General features: G+C 48.9%; 22 protein-coding genes. 10 read left to right on the top strand and 12 right to left on the bottom strand.

From position 1 onward, the window contains the following. The 5 genes from F569_RS0101600 to F569_RS0101580 all read left to right on the top strand — a co-directional run bounded on the left by F569_RS0101600 (window position 1) and on the right by F569_RS0101580 (window position 4,035). Window positions 1-1,140 (top strand): DNA cytosine methyltransferase, encoded by a 1,140-nt coding sequence (locus F569_RS0101600; RefSeq protein WP_026940749.1) that lies wholly within the window; start codon window positions 1-3, stop codon window positions 1,138-1,140. A 65-nt stretch (window positions 1,141-1,205) separates the two neighbouring features. Further along, on the top strand, window positions 1,206-2,042 hold the full coding sequence (locus F569_RS0101595) for a TIGR01459 family HAD-type hydrolase (RefSeq protein ID WP_026940748.1): 837 nt from the start codon (window positions 1,206-1,208) through the stop codon (window positions 2,040-2,042). A 55-nt stretch (window positions 2,043-2,097) separates the two neighbouring features. Then, window positions 2,098-2,532 (top strand): MaoC family dehydratase, encoded by a 435-nt coding sequence (locus tag F569_RS0101590; RefSeq protein ID WP_026940747.1) that lies wholly within the window; start codon window positions 2,098-2,100, stop codon window positions 2,530-2,532. Between the two features lie 2 nt (window positions 2,533-2,534). After that, entirely contained in the window at window positions 2,535-3,473 is a 939-nt protein-coding gene (locus F569_RS0101585) for a bifunctional riboflavin kinase/FAD synthetase (protein ID WP_026940746.1), read from the top strand. Window positions 3,474-3,543: 70 nt separating this feature from the next. Next, window positions 3,544-4,035 (top strand): hypothetical protein, encoded by a 492-nt coding sequence (locus F569_RS0101580; protein ID WP_154813605.1) that lies wholly within the window; start codon window positions 3,544-3,546, stop codon window positions 4,033-4,035. 14 nt (window positions 4,036-4,049) lie between these two features. Here F569_RS0101580 and F569_RS0101575 read toward each other — a convergent pair whose 3' ends face one another. Both F569_RS0101575 and purD read right to left on the bottom strand, forming a co-directional pair. Further along, window positions 4,050-5,351 carry a metal-dependent hydrolase family protein gene (locus F569_RS0101575; protein ID WP_034387048.1) on the bottom strand — a complete coding sequence of 434 codons (1,302 nt, stop codon included), beginning with the start codon at window positions 5,349-5,351 and terminating at the stop codon, window positions 4,050-4,052. Window positions 5,352-5,400: 49 nt separating this feature from the next. Further along, the gene (gene purD, locus F569_RS0101570; RefSeq protein ID WP_026940743.1) at window positions 5,401-6,675 is read right to left on the bottom strand and encodes a phosphoribosylamine--glycine ligase; all 1,275 of its coding nucleotides are present in this window, start codon (window positions 6,673-6,675) and stop codon (window positions 5,401-5,403) included. 62 nt (window positions 6,676-6,737) lie between these two features. Here purD and xseA point away from each other — a divergent pair, with 62 nt between their 5' ends. The 4 genes from xseA (at window position 6,738) to F569_RS0101550 (ending at window position 9,959) form a co-directional block, all read left to right on the top strand. Then, window positions 6,738-8,276: an exodeoxyribonuclease VII large subunit gene (gene xseA / locus F569_RS0101565; protein ID WP_034387045.1), complete on the top strand. Its 1,539-nt coding sequence runs from the start codon at window positions 6,738-6,740 to the stop codon at window positions 8,274-8,276. Window positions 8,277-8,413: 137 nt separating this feature from the next. Next, window positions 8,414-8,623 carry a DUF2093 domain-containing protein gene (locus F569_RS0101560; RefSeq protein WP_026940741.1) on the top strand — a complete coding sequence of 70 codons (210 nt, stop codon included), beginning with the start codon at window positions 8,414-8,416 and terminating at the stop codon, window positions 8,621-8,623. Then, window positions 8,623-9,630 carry a M23 family metallopeptidase gene (locus tag F569_RS15990; protein ID WP_233353559.1) on the top strand — a complete coding sequence of 336 codons (1,008 nt, stop codon included), beginning with the start codon at window positions 8,623-8,625 and terminating at the stop codon, window positions 9,628-9,630. Before F569_RS0101560 ends, F569_RS15990 begins: the two co-directional genes overlap by 1 nt. A gap of 8 nt (window positions 9,631-9,638) precedes the next feature. After that, window positions 9,639-9,959 (top strand): chorismate mutase, encoded by a 321-nt coding sequence (locus F569_RS0101550; protein ID WP_233353558.1) that lies wholly within the window; start codon window positions 9,639-9,641, stop codon window positions 9,957-9,959. On the opposite strand, the gene F569_RS0101545 is transcribed toward F569_RS0101550, so the two are convergent. Genes F569_RS0101545 through F569_RS15985 form a run of 4 tightly spaced genes read right to left on the bottom strand, consistent with a single transcriptional unit; the run spans window position 9,956 to window position 13,858 of the window. Then, entirely contained in the window at window positions 9,956-10,843 is an 888-nt protein-coding gene (locus F569_RS0101545) for a lysophospholipid acyltransferase family protein (protein WP_026940739.1), read from the bottom strand. The two genes, F569_RS0101550 and F569_RS0101545, sit on opposite strands and share 4 nt — an antisense overlap. Next, window positions 10,840-11,844 carry a tetraacyldisaccharide 4'-kinase gene (gene lpxK / locus F569_RS0101540; protein WP_034387042.1) on the bottom strand — a complete coding sequence of 335 codons (1,005 nt, stop codon included), beginning with the start codon at window positions 11,842-11,844 and terminating at the stop codon, window positions 10,840-10,842. Before lpxK ends, F569_RS0101545 begins: the two co-directional genes overlap by 4 nt. Beyond that, window positions 11,844-13,133 (bottom strand): 3-deoxy-D-manno-octulosonic acid transferase, encoded by a 1,290-nt coding sequence (locus F569_RS0101535; protein WP_026940737.1) that lies wholly within the window; start codon window positions 13,131-13,133, stop codon window positions 11,844-11,846. Before F569_RS0101535 ends, lpxK begins: the two co-directional genes overlap by 1 nt. Next, entirely contained in the window at window positions 13,130-13,858 is a 729-nt protein-coding gene (locus F569_RS15985; protein ID WP_162143716.1) for a lysophospholipid acyltransferase family protein, read from the bottom strand. Before F569_RS15985 ends, F569_RS0101535 begins: the two co-directional genes overlap by 4 nt. Before the next feature lie 49 nt (window positions 13,859-13,907). Between F569_RS15985 and F569_RS0101525 the strand changes: the two genes are divergently transcribed. Next, window positions 13,908-14,567 carry a fused DSP-PTPase phosphatase/NAD kinase-like protein gene (locus F569_RS0101525; protein WP_026940736.1) on the top strand — a complete coding sequence of 220 codons (660 nt, stop codon included), beginning with the start codon at window positions 13,908-13,910 and terminating at the stop codon, window positions 14,565-14,567. A 13-nt stretch (window positions 14,568-14,580) separates the two neighbouring features. Here the strand turns inward: F569_RS0101525 and F569_RS0101520 are convergent, their stop codons facing one another. The 6 genes from F569_RS0101520 to F569_RS0101495 are packed head-to-tail and all read right to left on the bottom strand — an operon-like array spanning window position 14,581 to window position 20,395. Continuing rightward, window positions 14,581-15,009 carry a hypothetical protein gene (locus F569_RS0101520; RefSeq protein ID WP_162143715.1) on the bottom strand — a complete coding sequence of 143 codons (429 nt, stop codon included), beginning with the start codon at window positions 15,007-15,009 and terminating at the stop codon, window positions 14,581-14,583. A gap of 46 nt (window positions 15,010-15,055) precedes the next feature. Beyond that, complete coding sequence (locus F569_RS0101515; protein ID WP_026940734.1) at window positions 15,056-16,825, bottom strand: ABC transporter ATP-binding protein; 1,770 nt, start codon at window positions 16,823-16,825, stop codon at window positions 15,056-15,058. Continuing rightward, window positions 16,818-17,939, bottom strand: coding sequence for an inositol monophosphatase family protein (locus F569_RS15975; protein ID WP_026940733.1), 1,122 nt, complete (start codon window positions 17,937-17,939; stop codon window positions 16,818-16,820). Before F569_RS15975 ends, F569_RS0101515 begins: the two co-directional genes overlap by 8 nt. Continuing rightward, window positions 17,926-19,284 carry a TldD/PmbA family protein gene (locus F569_RS0101505; protein WP_051279089.1) on the bottom strand — a complete coding sequence of 453 codons (1,359 nt, stop codon included), beginning with the start codon at window positions 19,282-19,284 and terminating at the stop codon, window positions 17,926-17,928. Before F569_RS0101505 ends, F569_RS15975 begins: the two co-directional genes overlap by 14 nt. A gap of 6 nt (window positions 19,285-19,290) precedes the next feature. Further along, entirely contained in the window at window positions 19,291-19,695 is a 405-nt protein-coding gene (locus tag F569_RS15970; RefSeq protein WP_051279087.1) for an MAPEG family protein, read from the bottom strand. Window positions 19,696-19,711: 16 nt separating this feature from the next. Then, entirely contained in the window at window positions 19,712-20,395 is a 684-nt protein-coding gene (locus F569_RS0101495; protein WP_026940731.1) for a DsbA family oxidoreductase, read from the bottom strand. Between the last annotated feature and the right edge of the window lie 23 nt (window positions 20,396-20,418).

Below are 20,418 nucleotides of genomic sequence, written 5' to 3'. Positions count from 1 at the left end.
ATGACTAAAAAATTTAATGAGAGCTTTAGTGTGTTTTCCTTCTTCTCAGGAGGGGGCTTCTTGGACTTAGGTTTTGAGTCGGAAGAATTTGATGTAGTATTTGCTAACGAAATACATACTCCTTTTCTTGAGGCTTATTCTCATTCGAGAGATATTTTGGGAATTAGAGAACCAAAGTATGGCCTATCTAACGTAGATATAACTTCACTACGCGGAGATAGAGGCCTAGCTGAAGCTGTAAAAATGGAAGAAAACTTGAAAAAAGTCATAGGCTTTATTGGAGGGCCACCTTGCCCCGATTTTTCAGTTGGCGGGAAAAATCGCGGAAGAAGTGGTGAGAATGGCCGTTTGTCTGAAACTTATGTGGATTTAATAATTAATGGTAAGCCTCATTTTTTTCTTTTTGAAAATGTCAAAGGGCTCTACCGCACTAAAAAGCACAGAGAGTTTTTTGAACATCTTAAGGATAAACTTTGCCAATTTTATTATCTGAGCGAACGAGTTGTAAATGCTCTTGAATATGGTGTTCCTCAGGACCGTGAACGAATTATTCTAGTCGGCTTCAGGCGCGATTGCTTTGAGGAGACAAAATTCGGATGGGGTGAAAGGCTTTACCCTGATCGTTCGGGGTTCCAGTACGATTGGCCCGACGTTACTCCTTTTTACCCTCGAAAGCTCGTTCCTAGGCCAGACCATCTACCTCTAGGCTTGACTGTGCAGTATTGGTTTGACCGAAATGATGTTAAAAACCATCCAAATAGTAAGCATCATTTTAAACCCCGAGCTGGATTGCCGCGATTTAAAACCATTTGCGAGGGCGACGATAAGAAAAAGTCATATAAACGACTCCATCGTTGGCGCTATTCCCCAACTGCAGCATATGGAAATAATGAAGTCCATCTACACCCATATAAAGCACGGCGTTTATCAGCCGCTGAAGCTTTGGCTATCCAATCATTACCAAAAGAGTATGAGTTTCCGGCAGATATGGGCTTGTCAAATATGTTCAAATGTATCGGTAATGGTGTTCCATACTTGGCTGCCAAAGGTTTAGCTGCATCAATTAAGTTACATATCATAGAAAACTACCAGACTAACCTTCAGCAATTTAATGAATTCTCTACCTCATCTGCAGCTTAAAATGCTTAAATGTCACTAGAGTTTACCCCATTGCATTAAACGTCTCTAGCGCTTACCTCCCGCTCATGACAAATTTCTCTTCTCTTTCGGGTCTTGGGCAAGTGGCGCAGGATTATGATGTCGTGCTCTGTGATATATGGGGTGTTGTGCATAATGGGCGCGAGGCGAATAAAGCGGCAACCGAGGCGCTCGAGCTGTTTCGCGGAGAAAACGGGCCCGTTATTTTGATTTCCAATTCGCCCAAGCCGTCCGTGTCTATTCCACATAGCTTTGAACAGATCGGGGTGCAGGGTGAGTTTTATGACGCTATTGTCACGTCGGGCGATGCGACGATTGATGAGCTTTCACGCCGCGCGCCGGGCCCCGCCTTTAAGCTCGGGCCAGAGCGTGATGATGTGCTTTATGAGACGATAGAGCTGCATTTTTCCGATATCGATCAGGCGAGCTTTATTTCCTGCACGGGTATGTTTGACGATGATGATGAGCCGGAGGATTATCGCGCTATGCTGACCGAGGCGCGGGATGGGGGGCTGCCCTTTATTTGCGCTAACCCAGATGTGAAGGTACGGGTGGGCAATAAGATTGTTTGGTGCGGCGGAGCTCTGGCCAAGCTCTATGAAGAGCTAGGCGGGGAGGTGATTTATGCCGGGAAACCGCATGAGCCGATTTATCGGCTCTCTCGCGCGTGGATGCAAGAAATGCTCGGTTACCTTCCGCCGCAAGATCGTATATTGTGCATTGGGGATAATATTTTCACCGATTTACTCGGCGCACAGCAGCAGGATTATGACTGCCTCTTTATTCAAGACGGTCTTTACGGGGAAACCGAGACAAAGTTTAAGGCGCTGTTGGGTGAGCACGGTATTGCCGCGCGATATATGGCGTCTGAATTATCTTGGTAGGGCGTCTGGGCAATCTTTCTGTTGGTAATTCTGTTCACTTTTGCTAGGACGTGGAATGGCTGAAAATATAAAATACTATCTGGAAGATCTCGAAATCGGGATGAAATCAACAACAACCTCTGTGATTACCGGGGAGATGATTGACACATTTGCCGATATTACGGGCGACCATAATCCGATCCATGTGGATGCAGAATTCGCTGCGACGACTAAATTTGGGCAGCGTATTGCGCATGGCGCTTTGTCGGCCTCCTTCATTTCGGCAGTTTTGGGCAATGACTTACCAGGGCCGGGTGCCGTTTTTGTTGAGCTGAACCTGCGCTTTCGTAAGCCCGCCTTTATTGGCGACGAGGTCATAGCTGTCGCCGAGGTGGCCGAAATCAATGAGCGCACGGGCCGCGTGAAGATGAAATGCCACTGCGAAGTCAATGGGCAGAAGATCTGCCGCGGCGATGCGGGTGTGTTCGTGCAAAAGCGCCCTGCAGACTAAAGGTGAAGACTCTTCAGACTTACTCAGGGCTATCACCCTCGGATAAAGGTGCAGTCATTGCGCTCGGTAATTTTGACGGACTGCACCGTGGGCATCAGGCTGTCATTGCAGAGGCGAAAGCGATTGCGGATGATCTGGGCGCGCCGCTTGGCATCGGACTGTTTCGCCCGCATCCTTATCGCTATTTTAAATCCGATGCGCCGCCCTTTCGCCTTATGAGCGCGGCGGCGCGCGCTGAGATCATGCCGAGCCTGGGCGTGGAGCGGCTTTATGAAATCCCGTTTGATGAAGACTTACGCGAAATGGATGATGTGGAATTTGTCGAACGTGTTTTGCATCAGGGCCTTGGGATTAAACACGTCGTCGTCGGTGAGGATTATGGCTTCGGTAAAAACCGCTGCGGCAATGTCGAGAGCTTAACGCGGCTTTGTGGTGAGCGCGGCATAGGCGTGACCCCAATGAAACCCGTCGGATTACACGCGCTTTATGGGAAGTATGGCAGCACGGAAATCCGCAAAGCGCTACAACAGGGCGATGTGTTCCACGCCGCCCATATGCTCTCGCGGCCTTGGATCGTGGACGGCATCGTGCAGAAAGGGCAGCAGTTAGGCCGCACGCTTGGCTTTCCAACAGCGAACTTGCCTCTGGGGGACTTGGTTGTGCCCAAGCTAGGGATATATTGCGTGGAGACGCGGCTTGAGGGGGAGGATGTCTGGCGGCCCAGTATTGCGAGCCTGGGGACGCGGCCTACAGTGGGAGGTGAGGGCGTTCTTCTTGAAACCTTCATTTTCGATTTTGATCAAGATATTTACGGCCAGCATATACAGGTCAGGTTTCGCAGCTTCATTCGCGGCGAAGAAAAATTTGACAGTCTGGAGGCTCTCACTGCGCAGATGAAAAAAGACGAAGCTGGGGCGCGATCTTTATTCGGAATTGCCTAGGCTCTGATAAAAAAGGTTCACCCGAGAGCGAACTCGGTGTAGGATTTGCATATTAATTAAGATGATGAATATGAAACATATTAAAGCTCTAGCTCTTTTTACTGCATTTGCATTGCCATTAACTACGCAAGCTCAGATTTCGCCTAATGTAGGGACACAAATTCAGAACGTGACTAAACGCTGCACAGACTCAGCTTCTCTTGTGATGGGACAGGATGAGGTTACTGCAAAAGCCCTTGCAGAGGCCGCTCTGCCCAAATGCTATGACGCGCTCAGAGCTCTAGATCAGTTTGAAAAAACAAATGGGGCGGCTCTAAGTGCGGATGAGCGCAATTACTTTTACTATATGGGCGGGAATATTATTTGGCTTACGGCAGGATCGGAAGTCATGAAGAATAATGGGAATCTAACCCCTCAAATCTGCCAACAAGTGATTGCGGCAGAATCAGCATGGGGAAATGTCCGTGTGGCCGAAGGTACTGATGTTGATGTTAGTATGCGCACGCATGATCTGCGCCGAATGTTAGTTCCCGTCTGTCAAGTGGCGCTTGGACAAAAATAAGTAAAATCAGCTGCTTAAGGTGCTTTGTAAACCTTACCGCCTTTCATCACAAAATCTACGTCGCGCAGTTCTTCGATAGATTTTAGAGGGTTGCTGTCCACGCCAATCAAGTCAGCATATTTACCAGGCTCTAACGTGCCTATTACGGCATCAAGGCCGATATGCTTAGCTGCGACGGTGGTCGCGCTTTCAATCGCTTCCATCTCGCTCATGCCGGCCGCGACCATATAGGTAAACTCTTCAGCATTTTTGCCGTGTTCTGACACACCTGTATCTGTTCCAAAGGCGATATTCACACCGTTTTCATAAGCAATACGTGCCATATCCTGCATTTGAGGCCCAACTTCGAGCGCTTTCTTAGCTGAATTAGGCGGAAGCCAATCTTTATTTGTCGCCCAATCTACAACTGTCATGCCCGCCATAACCGTAGGAACAAGGGTCGCATCATACTTTTTAAACAAAGCGGCTGTGCCTTCGTCTAAATATGTCCCGTGTTCTATAGATTTGACTCCGGCCTTTAGCGCAGATTCGATGCCGTCTTTCCCATGAGCATGAGCGGTGACTTTACGCCCCATCTTAGTTGCGGCTTCTACAATGGCTTCCAGTTCATCATTGAAAAACTGTTGGCCCGTTCCGGCATTGGTGTTTGAGAGAACGCCCCCTGTGGCTGTAATTTTGATAACATCCGCGCCATTCTTGACGGCTTGGCGCACTGCGGCGCGGCATTCAGCCGGGCCGTCACAGATTGTTTCTGATTGCATGTGCGGAATAAGCTCATCCGTCCAGCCATGGGTATCCCCATGCCCGCCCGTAATAGAGATAGCCGATCCCGCAGCTTGGATATGTGGACCAGGAACAATACCTTTATTGATGGCACGCTTAAGAGCAAATATTTCCTTAGGGCCGCCAACATCCTGCACGGCTGTGAACCCTGCCATCAATGTAGTTTTTGCATGTTTCGCAGATTGAAATGCCCAATCTCCCGATTCGAGTGTTACAGGTTCCCAGCGCGATGTGGGGCTCCATTCGCCGCGTAAATGGACGTGACTATCAATTAAGCCAGGAAGGAAGAACATCTCCTTACCATCAATAATAGTTGCTTCATCATCATCGATGTAGCCTGCTTCGATACCAACGATTTTACCGTCGTGAATAATGATAGTTTGCTTTGATTTCGGGGCCTTACCCGGAATAGCTAAGACTTTACCCGCATGAATGAGGGTGAAGTCTTCGTGATTATCGTGGGTCTCGTCATGGGCGATAGCCGCGCTTGAAAAAGCGAGCGTGGCCGAAGCCAAAAGAAACTGTTTAATCATGCGAAACCCCATATGACTTTATGTTTTGAGCGCGTGATGTGCCCTGCGCTCATTTGAGCGCAAGATGAGCAATGTCCCTGCGGCAGAAGCCTTCAGGCCACACTATTGACTCATCAATCGCTTTATACGCCTTTGAGACGGCCTTTTCCAGAGAACTCGCCTGTGCGGTGATATTAAGCACACGGCCTCCCGCCGCACAAATCGCGCCTTTATCATCAAGCTTCGTACCCGCATGAAAGACGACAACGCCATCCATTTCATTGGCCTCATCAATACCTTTGATAACAGATCCCTTTTTATAGGCTCCAGGATAACCATTAGCCGCGAGAACGACATTGACAGTCGGTTCATCAAACCAAGCTGGCGCCTTGAGTTTATTTAGTTTTTTACCTTCCGCGGCAATAAAGATTTCCATAAGGTCGGATTGTAAGCGGCGCATCAGGACTTGGCATTCAGGATCGCCGAAGCGGGCATTATATTCAATCAACTTTGGGCCATCTTTGGTCATCATAAGACCTGCAAAAAGAACACCGACAAAAGGGTGCCCATCTTTGGCCATGCCGTACACTGTGGGCGTGATAATTTTATCCATCACGATTTCCATGGCCTTTTGGTCAAAAATAGGGGCCGGAGAGTAAGCGCCCATACCGCCTGTATTTGGGCCTTTATCGCCGTCATAAGCGCGTTTGTGATCTTGAGCGGCAATAAGTGGGATTGCGGTTTTTCCATCTGAAATGGCAAAGAAACTCGCTTCTTGACCCTCCATAAATTCTTCAATCACGACCTTGGTCGAGGCGTCGCCAAATTTGCCTGAGAAAAACTCTTCCAGTTCTTTTTCAGCCTCTTTAAGCGTTTCGGGCAAGACAACGCCTTTACCCGCAGCCAAGCCATCGGCTTTCAACACATAAGGCGGAGTCATCGTTTTAAGATAAGCTTTGGCCTCTTTCAGGTCCGTGAAAACGCTATAGGCCGCTGTCGGGATATTGTATCTTCTACAAAGCTCTTTGGTGAAGGCTTTGGAGCTTTCTAGCTGTGCGGCGGCTTCTGTTGGGCCAAAGACTTTTATGCCAAGCTCTTGCAGTGCATCGACTAGGCCAAGGGCCAAAGGCTGTTCAGGGCCAACCACAACAAAGTCGTAATTATCACGCTGAACAAGGGCTAAGAGGCCAATAATATCATCTGCCGCGACTGGAACGATGTCTGCGACTTCTGCGATGCCAACATTGCCGGGCGCACAAACAAGCTCCGTGACTAATTCGCTTTGAGCTAACTTCCAGGCTAAGGCATGTTCACGTCCGCCTGAGCCTATCAACAAAACTTTCATAATTTGTCCTAATCTAACGATTCCGTTTTCGCGGTGTTTAGGGTATAAGAGAGCTAGAATCTATGAAAGATGTAATGCCCGACCTGCAAAGCAACACCCCAGAATATACAGTCTCAGAACTGGCCTTTTCTCTCAAACGCACAGTTGAGGAAACCTTTGGTCATGTGCGGGTGCGCGGCGAGCTTGGCCGCGTGACGGTGGCAAAGTCTGGCCATTGCTATCTAGATGTTAAAGACGACAAAGCCGTGATTAACTCCATTATTTGGAAAGGCGTGATGAGCCGCCTCTCCATGCGGCCTGAAGAAGGTATGGAAGTGATCTGCGAAGGTAAGCTCTCGACCTATCCTGGACGGTCAAATTATCAACTTATCATCGAGAAAATGGAACTGGCTGGTGCAGGTGCGCTTATGGCGCTGTTTGAAAAGCGCAAGAAAATGCTCGCCGCGGAAGGTTTGTTTGCAGCGGAGCGTAAGCGTGAGCTGCCCTTTATGCCCAAGACCATCGGTGTGGTGACATCGCCCACAGGCTCAGTCATCCGCGATATATTGCACCGCATTGAAGATCGCTTTCCTAGCCATGTCTTGGTCTGGCCTGTGCTGGTTCAAGGCGATAAGGCAGCGGAGCAGATTACGAGCGCTATTAACGGCTTTAACAGGGCCGAAGGTTTTGCACGGCCAGATGTGCTTATTGTGGCGCGGGGCGGCGGCTCTATGGAAGATTTATGGTGTTTTAATGAAGAAAGTGTCGCCCGCGCGGCGGCGAATTCCCAAATTCCGCTTATCTCAGCGGTGGGCCACGAAACCGATTGGACGCTGATAGATTTTGTGGCTGATTACCGCGCGCCGACGCCAACGGGCGCCGCCGAAGTGGCTGTGCCTGTGCGCGAGGATTGGCTTGAGACGATAGCCGATTACGGCCTGCGGATGACGCGGGGCCTGCGCCGTAATGTGAATGAGAAAAAGACAGCATTATCGGCGGCGCGATTGCCACGACTTGAGGGTGTTATAGCCGCGCCGCAACAAAGGCTTGATTTGGCCGTTGCGCGATTGCCGAGACCTGAGCGGGTATTTGAGCCTTTACGCCAGAAATTAGCGATGTTGCGCTTACCGCCGCTTAAGTCTTTAGCGGTTGATTTCTCGCGGCGACTGGAATTCATCCTCGCCAGATTAGCGCCGGCTTTAACGGCCAGTCAAAACCGCCATGCTTCGCGCCTGTCGAATGCAGCTCAACGTCTGCGGCCCGAACCCATACAGCAAAATCTGACGCGGCAAAGCCAAACTTTAGGGCAGCTCTCAAACCGTTCAGCCCAAGCGTTTGTGCGAAAGGTAAAACAGGAAGAGCAACGCCTAAAGAAAGCGGCGCAATTACTCGATGCTTATAGCTATCAGGGTGTGTTGGAACGGGGCTACGCACTCGTGCAAAATGAGGACGGTGATGTTGTGCGCTCTAAGGATAAAGTCAAAGCGGGTGAGGGCGTTATGCTGACTTTTGCTGATGGGAAACGCAAGGCGGTTATTGATGGGGCGGCGGGTAAAATGCCTAAGACAAAACCCAAGCCTAAGAAAAGTGCGCCCGTAACGCCGCAAGGTGATTTGTTTTGAACGGACTTGAATTGTATTGTCATTCCGCCAGTGTTTGATAAATCAAACACAGGGTCGGAATGACAAAGTTGAGAGTGTTGGTAAATCACTGCAAAACCCCGCTTCACATTCCTATCAACTCGCGTTAGACCGCCCTCATGAATTCTTTTTTCCAAGGTACAGGCGAAGCAATTATCCATTACGGCGCTTCTGATTTTACGATTATGGAGGGCGGGGCTTATGTCACCTGCGCCACCACTGGCGATAAAATTCCGCTCGAAATGCTCCGCTATTGGAACGCCGATAGGCAAGAGGCCTATAAGGACGCCGCGGCGAGCCTAGAGGCTTGGAAGAAAGAAAACGCCTAATGCGGTGTTTGGCACGGTTAGCTCTGGCATTTGCAATTTGTGGGTCTGCTTGTGCGCAGGAAAAGACTGGAGGCCAGAACGACGTTATTAAGGTTGCCCAACTTCCAAATGCTCTTCAATCTCCTAGAAGAACGACTAAAAGTGCATCAGATATAAAGCCAAAACAAAGTGAAAGCCAGGAATATGAACTTGATACATCCATGTTGGGTTCTTCACCTTTGAACCACCGTAAACATGAAATAGACAACATTTCATGCCACGGTATTCCTAAACAAGGCGGTGCTGTTCTGTGTCGCACAAACCCAAATGCCAAAGTAAAAATTTCTCGCGGCGGCAAAGACTTTTATTATGAAAATGCTGATGAAAATGGACAAATTATTGTAGGGTTTGATCGAGATGAAGATAAGTCTCAAATTGCCGTTGGGGATAAAACGGTCGAGTATTTTTTTACAGCACGCGACTACGACACCTCCCGCATAGATGGCCTGCCGCCATCCCAAGTCTCCACCTTCACCGAAGCGCAGCTCAAACGCATCCGCAGTTCCTCCGCGCGTAAGAAAACAGGCTTCGCCTCACGTGCCAAAGAGATGGGCTTTAAGGATGGTTTTGACCTCCCCATCAAAGCGGACTTCATCAAAACTACAAATTTCGGGGCGCAGCGTATCCTCAATGGAGAGCCGAAAAAGCCGCATTATGGCGTTGATTTGGCCGCGCCTGTCGGGACGCCGATTTATGCGCCTGCCGATGGTATTGTGAGCCTCGCTGATGATGATCTTTATTTTGAGGGCGCTATGGTGCTGCTCGATCACGGGCAAGGCTTGATTTCCATGTATCTGCATACGGATGAAATTTTGGTAGAACCGGGGCAAGCCGTGAAGCAAGGTGAGCAAATCGCCACGGTTGGGTCAAAAGGCCGCTCGACAGGGCCGCATTTATGCTGGCGTTTGAAGTGGCGTAACCGTAACTTAGATCCTGAATTACTCACGGAGTGGCCTCTACAAGGCTGATGACGAGCATGGCTAAAGCAGGTGAAGATTGCCAAACAATGGCGGAAGTCCGCGAAGGCGTAGATGCGCTTGACCGCGAGCTTGTCGCCTTACTGGTAAAACGCCAAGCTTATATGACCGCAGCGGGGCGCATAAAAAACGACCGTGACGCCGTTTATGATGCTGAGCGTATCGAAGATGTTGTCTCCAAAGTATTAGTCGAAGCCCGCAAGCAGGGGCTATCCGAAGACATTGCTGAACAGGTCTGGCGAAAGCTCATAGAACGCTGCATTGCCTTTGAATTTGGAGAATGGGACTCCCACCGCGCCGCCAATAAGCAAAGCGCTTAATCTTTTTTGTATAGGGCCTTCGGCCAACGCCGATGCACCCAGAACCATTGCGCAGGCTCTTCTCTTATACGGTCTACAATGAATTCTGTGACTTTCGTAACACCGCTAAGAACATCCCTTTCGCGATTGCCTGTCGTCTCAAGTTCTATCGGTTCATAAAATGTTACGGTGAAGTTTGGTCCTTCACGGGTGATACCCATGGGTAAGAGCGGACGTCCGGTTTTAAGCGCGAGCCGCGTTGCGCCTTGCGCCGTCATCGCGTCTTTTCCAAAAAACGGAACGCTCACACCTGTATTGAATTTCTGATCATTGAGCAGAGCTACACTTTCACCGTTTTTCAGCGCTTCGAGTAATTCACGTCCGCCCCTGTGAGTCGATTTTTGAATAAGGAATTTCGTGCCGTAACGCTCACGCTGTTTCCGCACACGTTCATCTATATAGGAGTTGTTGATTTTGCGGTAGGTTATGCGCACAGGCAAGTCTGATTGGGTCAGAACAGTGGCCATAATTTCCCAATTTGCAAAATGCCCTGTTACGATGATAGCAGGCGCGTTGGCTTTGAATATCTCAAGACCTTTGACGGTGACGCGGCCATCCTCAAAGGCTTTGATGCGGTGGGTGATTGGAAATTCAGCAAAGGTGCGGCCCGTATTATCCCATTGGTCTTTGAGTATTTGTGTGATTTCAGCTTCTGATTTATCAGGAAAAGCAATTTCCAATCCTGTTTTGGCAATCCGATGTTTACTCGTCAGTGGCCCAATGAGGCGCAGAAGCCAGCCCCCAAATGCAGAGATTCCACCAAATGGAAACAATTTGAGCACTAGCCCAACGACATCATAAGCAAGCGCCTCCAAGCGCCAAATTATCTTTCGGCCAAGACTCATTTACGGGGCTTTGATTGCTCAATAATGGGATGGAGCAAGCGTCTTAAGGTCAACTCATCCTCAAATTGAACCGAAACAGGCCAAGCGTGGACACCTTTGCGATAACCCTTAGGAAGGCGCACATAATCCTTTTCCGTGGTGATGAGTGACGCTTCATATTCGGATGCCAGCATAAAGAGGCTCTCAATATCCTCATCCTTATATTTATAATGGTCGGCATAAGGCATTTCTTCGACGATGTCTCCGCCATGACGGCGCAGACTATCGAAGAATTTATTGGGGCGGCCAATGCCCGCAAAAGCATAAAGCTTGCCTTTGGGTGGCGGCGAGGCAGGAGCTAAAAAAGCTGGTATAACGATTTTGCCTTTAAGCTGCTCTGTCAGAACATCATCAATTTCATAATCTGCTGAAGGCTTCATCAGGATAACAGCGTCTGCGCGTTCCAATGAGGGCCCTAATTTTTCACGCAATGGACCGGCAGGAAAGACACAGCCATTTCCAAAGCCGACCTCGGCATCCACCACCAAGAGCGAGAGAGTCTTTTCCAGTTGGGGGTTTTGATGTCCGTCATCCATAACGATAACAGACGCGCCGTGACTTCGCGCAGCACGCGCGCCATCATCTCTGCCTGCACTGACCCAGACGGGTGCGTGGCGCGCGAGGAGCAGGGGTTCATCGCCTACATCAATTGCAGTATGTCTTTGCTGGACAGGCATAGGCCCTTTTTCCAAACCGCCATATCCGCGAGTCAAGCCTACAGCATCGATCTTTAGGCGGCGTAGGCTTTTAAGCAGATAAATCGCAACGGGTGTCTTGCCGGTTCCGCCCATGGTTGCATTACCCACGCATATGACGGGTATACCGACATCATAGCTCTCGGTTGTTTTGATACGCCGTGCGGCGGCCCAGCCATAAATCCAGCCAAAAGGCTTTAGAAACAGCCTTATCATAGGGGCGGCATCGCGGCCCTCGCGGTGATTCCAAAATTCGGGCGGTCTCATTATATGACCTCGCCTGATTTAGCAGGCAGGATCGGAGAAAGTTTCTCCCATACATACTCCAATACGGCGTTGCGGCCCTGCGCATAGTCAAATGCCAAACGTTGTTGACGCGCAAGTCTTTCTGGATCTGAGAATAAATCGCTCACCGCATGTCCTACCTTAGTAGGAGACAGAATACGCTGCGCGGCGTCGAAAGCAATCATGGACATATAGCTGTCTGCGAAACTGGAAATATGCGCGCCTGTAAGGACAGCGTTACAAAAGCGAGCAGGTTCGAGCGGATTATGCCCCATAAGCCCCTTAACCAAGGAGCCGCAAACAAATGTTACATCAGAAAGCGAGTAAGCAAGACCCATTTCGCCAATCGTATCAAATAAAAAGACTGAACTTTCGGGATTGAGTTCTGTTTTTTTAGAGCGGATAGACACATTTTTGAAGTCCATCAAAGCCTGAATTTCTTCACTGCGCTCAGGGTGGCGTAAAGCAAGAATAAGTAATGTATTTGGATGTTTAGCTAAGATATCTTTATGCGCGGCTAGAATGATTTCTTCTTCGCCTTTATGTGTGCTAGCCGCGCACCAAACGGGCCGTTCTCCGATTTCAGATTTAAGTATCGTAAGTTCAGAGGTTTCAACGGGCAAATTTGGCGCAGCTTCTTTTAAGCTACCTGCGCTCTCGACTTCTTGTCCCAAAAGCCAAGATAAACCATTGGCCGTTGCTTCATCCCCGGCGAGAATAACGTCAAAACACCCGAACAGACTCTGGGCCGATTTGCGCCGTTTGAACCAGCCTTGAACAGACCTTTCCGACATGCGGGCGTTGATCAGCGCCATGGGGGTGCCGCGCGCCTTAGTTTGCAGGAGTAAGTTAGGCCAAATCTCCGATTCTGCCCATAGTGCTAGATCGGGTTTCCAATGGTCTAAAAATGCAGTTACCGCCTTAGCTGTGTCGAGCGGTACATATTGATGGAAGGCACGCTTGGGTAGGCGTTTGGCCATTAATTCAGCGGACGTTGTCGTCCCGCTAGTCACCAAGACATGTGCCATAGGGTACTCAGCCAATACCTTATCAATAAGCGGGAGCAGCATGGTGACTTCTCCGACGCTGGCGCCATGCATCCAGAAAAGCTGTCCGTCGGGACGATTCCGCGAAGCTATACCGAAACGCTCTTCTTGACGCGCGGGATCTTCTTTACCTTTAAGTGCACGCCGCTTCAGCCAGATCGGCAATGCCGGGGCAATCGCTTTTGTTAAACCTGAATAAGCGCGTATCAATCCAGTCTCGCTCATGGGTCAGCAGCCCGCACAGGATCATGGCCCATAGCTTTATCGGCATCGGCGAGGAAGATATTCATCTCGCTCTCAATGCGCTCGCGAATATGCTCTATTTTGCGATCATCAGCATCTGCGGGCACCTTTATTGGCGAGCCCCAAATAATTTTGCCTTTGCCAAAGGGCAGGGGTAAAACGAATTTATCCCAACTCTCAAATTGCTTGCGATTTTGAACCGCAAAGGTGCAGGGCACAAGCGGCGCACCGGTAAGCCTCGCTAACCTTATAGGGCCGTCACCCATTCGTTGACGCGGCCCACGCGGTCCGTCCGGCGTCACAACGATACAACCATCTTTGTCCAATGCCATCACAATATCCATGCTCGCTTTTGCGCCGCCTTTAGCTTTAGCCGCCATATCACCCTTGGCGGCTTTTTTAGCTGAGCCGCGAATTGTTTTGAGGCCAAGAAAATGGCTTGTATGAGCAACAATTGCCCCGTCGCGGGAGCGCGAAATCAACACATGAGGGAGTTGGTAGTCTTTTTTCCACGCCGCTGTAAGCATCATGAAACGCGAATGCCATGTCAGCGCTATAAAACCTTTGCCCTCATCAATTATATGCTGAACCTGCTCTGCGCGCTCAATGTCCCACCGTGTGGTATATTTAACCAAGGTCATATAGGCCGCGACGAGCCATCCAATCGTAATTTGTACGGCATTTGACCGCATGAAGCGTTTGAACACTTGCGGCCTCCCTGTTATGCGTTGCCGTGAATTAAAGGACATAGGGTAGATGGCATTAGACCTCAATAACAAGGCTGATAGAAAACAGGCCTATCGCGACTTAACTTGGGGCGATCATGGGTTTTTGCGCAGACGTTTTGCCAATCATCACGATATTGGCGGCGGTATGTATCGCGAGAATCAGCCATCCCCCAAACGTGTCGCGGAATGGACCAAGATGGGTATTAAAACGAATATTAATCTGCGCGGCGAAAGCCCTAAAGGGTTTTATCTGCTCGAAAAAGAGGCTTGCGAGAAACACGGCATCACTATGATTGATTTTCGGGTTTACAGCCGCGACACGCATACACCCGAGAAAATTCGCGGCGCTAAAGAGCTGTTCGAATCGATTGAATATCCTGCCGTGATGCACTGTAAATCAGGGGCTGACCGTACGGGTATTATGGGGGTATTATATCGTCACTTCCATATGGGGGACACGATAGAAAAAGCGATGGAGCAGCTAAAATTTAAATACCTCCACGTGAAGCAAGGCAAAACGGGGATGCTCGACTTCTTTTTCAAGGATTATCTGAAATATTCGAAAACCCATGATATTGAATTTATTGAGTGGGTGGAAACGGTCTATGACCCCGCTGATGTCAAGGCGCGCTTTATGGAACAGTGGTCGGGTAATCCTGTGACGGAATTGCTTCTACGGCGGGAATGATATTTGCTGATACTTAATTATCGTTTTCTGCATCAGTTTCAGCACAAAGGACTCCGCCTTCAACTACCAGAGATGGGTATTCAACTTCTCGATCATCCATAAATGCCCATTCAGGCTGGCCGACGCTTGTCATAAAAGTTTTGAGCGTAACTTTGTTAGAAAATTCTATTTCTAGTTCTGGCAAACGACCAGTTGTTTGTAGTCGTATTATTTCACTCCCAAGCATATCTTTTAGAAACAATTCAATTTGAGCACCTTCTAGTGAGCTTCCGCAAATGATCGAAGCCTCTTTTTCTGCTCTCCAGTCCCACTCTATCATTATAGTGATTTCACCACGAGGGTTATTAGATTTTTCTCCATTCTTTTTTGTCACGTCGCTTAGGTTTCCAAACTCTAGAAAAATTGCAGAACCATATCCATTCCAAGCATTATTCAATTTCATGCTCATCAAATCAGTTTTATATCGTTCGAATAGCCTTTGGGACATCCTAGCTCTGCAGTTCCCTTAGTTTCGCATAAACCCCGCCGCGTTTTTTGCTCAGGCTCTTATGCGTGCCCGATTCCACAATCTTCCCCTTATCTAAAACATAAATTCTATCCGCTTTTTGCACAGTGCTGAGCCTATGGGCGATGACGATGGTGGTACGCCCATCAGAGAGGCGATCGAGTGCGGCTTGAACTTTCGACTCGCTCTCCGCGTCGAGGGCAGATGTGGCTTCGTCTAGCAATAGGATTGGGGCATCTCGCAATATGGCGCGGGCAATGGAGAGGCGTTGCTTTTGTCCGCCTGACAATCCTGCGCCGTCTTCGCCCAGTATTGTGTCATATCCTTTAGCAAGCGCAGTAATAAAATCATGGGCGTCGGCGGACTTCGCGGCATTTATAATATCATCGCGTGAAGCGGCTCTATTCCCAAAACCTATATTGGCGGTTATTGAATCATTGAAAAGCGTAACGTCTTGAGAGACGAGGGCCATTGAGGCTCTCAGACTCTCCAAGGTCATATCTCTTACGTCAATGCCATCAATCGTAACGTGGCCTGATGTAACATCATATAGTCTTGGTATCATATTGATAATAGTCGATTTTCCGCCGCCTGAAGGCCCAACCAGAGCTACTGTCTCACCAGGCTTAGCTTCAAGCGTAACGCCATTCAAAGCAATGGTGCCATCTGCATAAATGAAATGCGCATCTGTTAAAACAATATGACCCTCAGGGTCCGTAAGGCTCATAGCATCGGGTCGCTCTATGATACTTGGCTGCTCATCAATCACGTCAAAGATACGGGTCAGAGCGGCAAGGCCTTCTTGCACGACATTGTTTAAGGTCCCCAGTGCCCGTAATTTCGGGGAAAGAATTAGCAATCCTGTTAGCACCGCTCCGATTGACCCGGCGGTAGCTGTGTTATTTGTGACTTGATAGACACCAAATATCACGACGCCAGCAATAGCAAGTCCGCCCAAAATTTCGAGAATGGGATCAACGCGGGCCTGCTCTGTTACAAGCTTCATAAAGAGACGAATACGTTCATCAAAACTTTTTCCTAAGCGTTTGTTTTCATTGACTTCGAGTCCATAGGCTTTGACCATTCGCGCCCCTGTAAAACTCTCTTTAAGTTCCGAGGTTATCGTGCCGATATGAGATTGTACGTCTTTGGCGTTACCACGCATGCGCTGCGAAATTGCAATAATTGGCCAAAAGGCAAGAAGAAATACTGTCATGACCAATGAGAGCTGCCAGTTTTGATAGAGCATCGCGACAATGGTAAAAATGACAGTAAGTAGCGCTGCGATCAAATTTGACATTGTGCGGATCAAGGCATTGGAGATTACAGTGACATCATTGGTAAATTTAGAAATCATATTGCCTGTGGGCTCACGGGCAAAGCTGGCATAATCACGATTATGTGCCGATTTGAACATTTGTTTTTGCATCTTACCGACAGCATTAAGCGCAATAGAATTTGAGAGGATGCGCTGTATGTAATTTGAAAGGCCTGAAAGTGCTGTTATGCCCAATAAGACAGGTAAAATAGCATAGGCGTATTTTTTTGCATTGCTTGCTGCATCTACGCCTTGAGTCAGCTTATTGGCTTCATCGACAATATATCCAACTACAAATGTATAAGCTGCCGTTGCCGCAGCGAGTAATGCCATAAACAGAAAAGCCACAAAGAGCTTTCCCTTTTGCGGCCAAATATAGTCTCGCCAGAGACGTTTAATCATCTGGCGGTCTGTCTGTTTTGTAGAATCAGCCAATGATGCCGTCTTTATCGGGATCAATCAGCTCATGCGCATGCAGTACGAAATAGCGCATATGGGCGTTATCTACAGTGCGTTGAGCAGCGCCTTTCCAAGCGGCATGAGCCTCGGCAAAATTGGCATAAGCCCCGACGAAATCAACAGCGGTTAAGTCTTTAAATTCGGTTTTATTGGGGTCAACAAGTTCGCCGCCAATAACAAGGTGAAGGAGTTGCATGTTTTCTGACATATTGCGGTCCTTTAATACTCTATCGGTCTGGGTTGTTCCCATGAATCCAAAATCTCTAATTTTGTCATCGCTCTTTTGAAATTGCGCGATGACGGGTCTAATTCGAGTTAATAACAAAGCGTGGAGAGTCTTGCCAGCACAAATGATACCTAACCCGCTAGTGGTTTTTCCATCATAGCTGGGGGCTACGCCGTTTAAATTCGTTACGATTGCGCCTGCCTCTGACGCAATAAGCTGGGCTGCAGCAACATCCCAATCAGATTTTGGTGTAAAAGCCACCGTCGCATCCGCTTGACCGCAAGCGACTAAAGCCATGCGATAAGCCATAGAGTTTACCACATGACAATCCATATCCGGCCAACCTAAGCGGCGGAATTTACGCGCATAGCCAACCATGCGAATGCCGTCTATGATTTCGCAATCGACAGACTGTATGGGGGTGTTGTTTAGCTTAGCGCCGCCGCCCAATGTGGCTTCGAACATCTCATCTTTCAGTGGATTATAGAGCGCACCTGCGATTGATTTTCCGTCTTGAATGATGGCGACTGACACCGCGAAATTAGGTGTGCGGTCAATAAAAGCACGTGTGCCATCAATCGGATCTACAACAAAAGTCCGAGGGCAGGCATGGCGGGAATGGTCATCTTTGGTTTCTTCTGATAGCCAGCCATAGCCTGGCCTGGCTTCACAGAGTGTTTTTAGAAGGTAATTATTGACCGCAATATCCGCATCTGTGACAGGGGAATTATTGGACTTGTCCCAAACCTGGGAGTCATTCGCTTCATAAGCGTCTCTGGCGATCTTCCCTGCTGAGTAAACGGCCTTTTTTATAAGGGCTAAATCTTCAGCATAAGACACGCAGATATCATCAGCTTCCGGCAATCGTCAGACCTTCTGTAAGCAGTGAGGGGGCCACAGTTGCGGCGTCAAATTTCAAATTATTAGCAGGAATGACTGTTTTGTACATTTCGAGAAGATTACCTGCGATCGTAATTTCGTTCACAGGGTAGGACATCGCCCCTTTGTCAATTTTGAAACCCGCAACTCCGACAGAATAGTCACCTGTATTGGCGTTAAGAGACGGGCCGAACATTTCGGTAATTAGCAGGCCTTCACCTATATCTTTCATTAGTTGTTCTTGCGATTTTTCGCCATTAGCCATATAGCTATTCGTGGCTGATACACCTGGAGGCGAGCCGATCCCGCGTGTTGCGTGTCCCGTTGTTTTTAGGCCCAATTGCTTAGCGGATGCACAGTTTAGTAGCCATGTTTGCAAGGCACCGTCTTTAATAAGGTGGCGCGTGACAGGAACGATACCCTCGCCGTCATAAGGGCGTGAGCCATGCCCACGCGGCATAAGGGGGTCGTCGATGACTTGAATATCTGGGTTAAAAATCGTTTTACCCATTTTGTCTTTCAGAAAGGATACGCCTCTGGCAATGGACGGCCCTGTAATAGCGCTGACCATTGCAGCGACTAGAGCCCCTGAAACGCGTTGATCAAAGATAACGGGCATAGCGCCTGAGCTCATTTGTTTTGATCCGAGGCGCGCGATGGTTCGTTCCCCGGCTGTGCGGCCAATCTCTTCCGGTGATTTTAAGTCAGTAAGCCACCTTGTGCCATCATAGTCAAAGTCACGCTCCATCGCGCCGCCAGATTCGGCAATAGCCGAGACGGAAAGGCCATGGCGTGAAGAGAGCCATCCTTGCGAGAAACCATGGCTTGTCATGAAATGTATTGCCGAGGTCGCATGGCTAGCATTAGCGCCTTCAGCTTGCTGTACGCCTTTCACGGTGAGGGCGGCTCCCTCTACTTCCAAAGCGCGCGATTTAAGCTGAGCCGGCGTTATCGGCGTATCATCATATAAATCCAAATCGGCATAATGCGTATCTAGCTGGCTTTCATCTGCAAGGCCGCAATAGGGGTCTTCGGGCGCCAATTTAGCCATTGCGACCGCGCGCTCTGCAAGTTGATCTATGGAGGTATCGGATATATCTGAGCTTGAAACACAGGCTTGGCGCTGTCCGACAATTACGCGTAAGCCAATGTCTCGGCCTTCGCTATTATCAACATCTTCGAGTTCCCCGCCGCGCACCACAATAGCGGATGAGCGTCCATGGGTTGCCACAGCATCCGCTTGTGTCGCGCCGTAAAACTTAGCTTTTGCCAATAGTTTTTTAAGTGTCGGCGCGAGCGCTGCGGCACTTATCGGGTCATCTAGAGCCATGTGAACCTAGTTAATTGTGAAAGTGAAAATTAGGTAGAGAAGATAAACCGCAGTCCCGAAGAAGGTAAAAAGCGTCATCATCATGCCAATCACCCGGCCTTTACCATTGGCGTTTTTCTGCGCCATGCCATGTGCGTGAAGAAGGCGCCCGAATAAGAAAACACTTCCAAAGAGGTGCAGAGCGATTGGATGCGCATTCATCATAGCGAGTGCGAAGAGGCCAATAAGTGCGAATGGTGCGGTTTCCACATAGTTTCCGTGAGCTCTTATGCGGGCGAATAGGGCGGGGCTGTTTCCGTCTCCCAAGCTAATTTTTTCTTTAATACGGACTTGTCCGACACGAAACATCAGAATGGGAGCGAGTATCAGATGAAGTGCAATGTAAAATGCAACGATTTGGAAAGTTGTCATGAGTATCCCCTAAAGTTTATGTAGCAGGCGGTAACTTTGCCGCCTGATTAAGCGCTTTTAGATGCGCCTCCACAGGCTGTGCCCCTTGTACGGCAAATTGTCCATTGTAAATAAAGCATGGCACGCCGTTTACGCCGAGATTTCTAAAGAACAGGATTTCTTCGCGAACCGTATTCTTATCATCATCCTTAGTCAAAAGCTCCCCCACAAGCTCCGCATCCATGCCAATTTCGGCGGCGACATTCGTGAGGGTCTCAACATCTCCTACATCTTCTAGGTCTGTGAAAAAGGCTTGAAAAAGAGCTTCAGATGCAGCGTCGCCTAAATCTTGTCCTTGCGCCCATTTCAGTAATCTGTGAGCGTTGAGCGTATTTGGGCGCATAGGTATTTGCCCGAATTTGAAATCGATACCAACTTTGGGGGCGGCCTCTTCAAGAGCCTCCCGCATGGCTTTGAAGCGATTATTCGGTCCATCTGTACCAAATTTCTGTTTCATATAATCGTTATAGGGCACGCCGCCTTCGGGCACAGACGGGTCCAACATATATGGCCGCCACGTGAGATTTATATCAAGGCCCGATTGTTTCGCCGCTTTTTGAAAATACTTCACCCCAAGCCAACACCACGGACATACGATATCAGAAACGATATCAACCTGTATGGGTGTGCTCGCGGATTTGCCTGAATTTTTTTTTGCCATATGCGGCGTTTAGACGAGTCTGT

The organism is Hellea balneolensis DSM 19091, assembly GCF_000428525.1.
GTDB lineage: Bacteria > Pseudomonadota > Alphaproteobacteria > Caulobacterales > Maricaulaceae > Hellea > Hellea balneolensis.
Note: the sequence above shows the minus strand (reverse complement) of the source record. Positions and strands in the feature narration are given on the sequence as shown.